Raw genomic sequence first — 1,849 nt, forward strand, 5'->3', positions numbered from 1 at the left:
TACCGTGCTCCACCTTACTGACAGAGTCATCAATCAACTGCTTAATCTCTTTTGCCGCCGAAGCACTACGCTGCGCCAGATTACGCACTTCCGATGCAACCACCGCGAAACCGCGACCCTGTTCACCAGCGCGGGCAGCCTCGACTGCAGCATTCAACGCCAGAATATTCGTCTGAAAGGCAATGCCATCAATCACCGCGATAATATCGACAATCTTATTCGAGCTGGCCTTGATTGAACCCATCGTTTCAACGACCTGATCAACAACTTCCCCCCCTTTAATCGCCACACCCGTTGCCGTTACCACCAGTTGATTTGCCTGACGCGCATTGTCCGCATTTTGTTTCACTGTTGACGTCAGCTCTTCCATCGAAGACGCAGTTTCTTCAAGCGAACTGGCCTGAGATTCTGTTCTGGACGATAAGTCCGCATTACCGGAAGCGATTTCAGCCGCCGCCACATTAATCGCGTCAGTACCATTACGTACATCGGCAATCACATGACTCAGACCGCTACTGACACCATTAATGGCGGTGATCAAGGTGCCGATTTCATCATTACGATGAACGTCAACGACCTCAGTCAGATCACCCATCGCCATTTTCTGAGCGACATTCGTTGCCTGAATCAAGGGTTCTGTAATCGAACGGGTGAGCAGCCAGCCGGTCACGATAGCCAGAGTGGTGGTGAGAAGAATCAGAACGATGAGTAAAGTGCGGCTGCGTTCGTAATTGGCCTGAATTTCAGCGGCCATGGCATCGATCTGCGAGCGTTGCAGTGCCTGCATTTCTTCTACTTTTTTCACGTAGCTGAGTGCAGTCGGCATGAATGTTTTTTCAAGCAACTGGTTCGCTTCGTCAGTATTTCCCTCTTTTTTCAGTGCCACGACTTTATTACGTGTCGCCAGATAGGCTTCACGAAGTTTTTCAACTTCTTTCAAGAGTTTAATTTCTTGTTCACTCTGAAGTTGTTTTACGATTAGTTTGAATAAGTCTGCTGAGACTTTCGTTGATTCAGCACCCTCTGCTTCAAAAAAGGCGGCTAAAGAAGGGTCACTACTTTTTGCGATGGCGGCTGTTCTGCGGATTGCTGTATGTATATAGCGATACCAATCGCTGATCAGGCGTTCGGTTGCAAGAGGTTCTTCTAATAAGGTTTTGGTCGATGTGGCAACTGTGTTGAGTTGTGTTAAGCCAACCAACGTAGCGAAAATAGAAAAGACGAGGATAAGGGCAAAGCCCAGGCCTAGTCGTTTTCCGACGGAGAGCTGTTTGAGCAGTGAGTTCATATGTATTCCATTTCTCTAATGCATGAGGTGCACTGATTGAGGATTGTTGTAATGTGATTGCGAGGGTATTCGGATATGAAAGAAAAAACATTGCCGCAATTGCTGCGGTTTCATATGTCCCGCATTATATGCGTTAACCCGCGAAGGACATAGGACGTTTTTTGTTCTAAAGTAACATCGTGCTCTATATAGTTTTGTGTGGTTTTTTGCCTCGCCGGGACTTTGCTGGGTTTTTGAAAAAATTGTCGATTCTTTTTAATTTAGCTGTTCTCTTCAGATTAGCAAGCTCTGATGCACTGATGGCAAGATGTATATTCCGTCTGTGATCAGTGTTGTTATCGACTACACTTTTATATTTGTCGACGAGACAGCATAAAAAAAGCACGACAGACAGCAATGTCGATCGTGCTTTTTGTGTTTTGACAGTATTAACACTGAGTTTTCATCGCTAATACATCCCGGTCAGAATTCTTCCCAGTCCTGATTCGAGGTTGATGCGGTCGTAATTTGTTTGCGAGGAGCAGGCGCAGCTTTGACCGGACGTACAGCCGCAGCTGGTTT

The 1,849-nt window shown here is 46.5% G+C and carries 1 protein-coding gene; it reads right to left on the reverse strand.

From position 1 onward, the window contains the following. On the reverse strand, nt 1–1,288 hold a 1,288-nt coding region (locus tag KDM87_RS17985), incomplete at its 3' end, for a methyl-accepting chemotaxis protein (protein WP_212680429.1). Nucleotides 1,289–1,849 lie beyond the last annotated feature (561 nt).

Origin of the sequence: Cognatundibacterium rivi (genome assembly GCF_018139565.1) — a bacterium.
Lineage (GTDB): Bacteria > Pseudomonadota > Gammaproteobacteria > Burkholderiales > Burkholderiaceae_D > Undibacterium > Undibacterium rivi.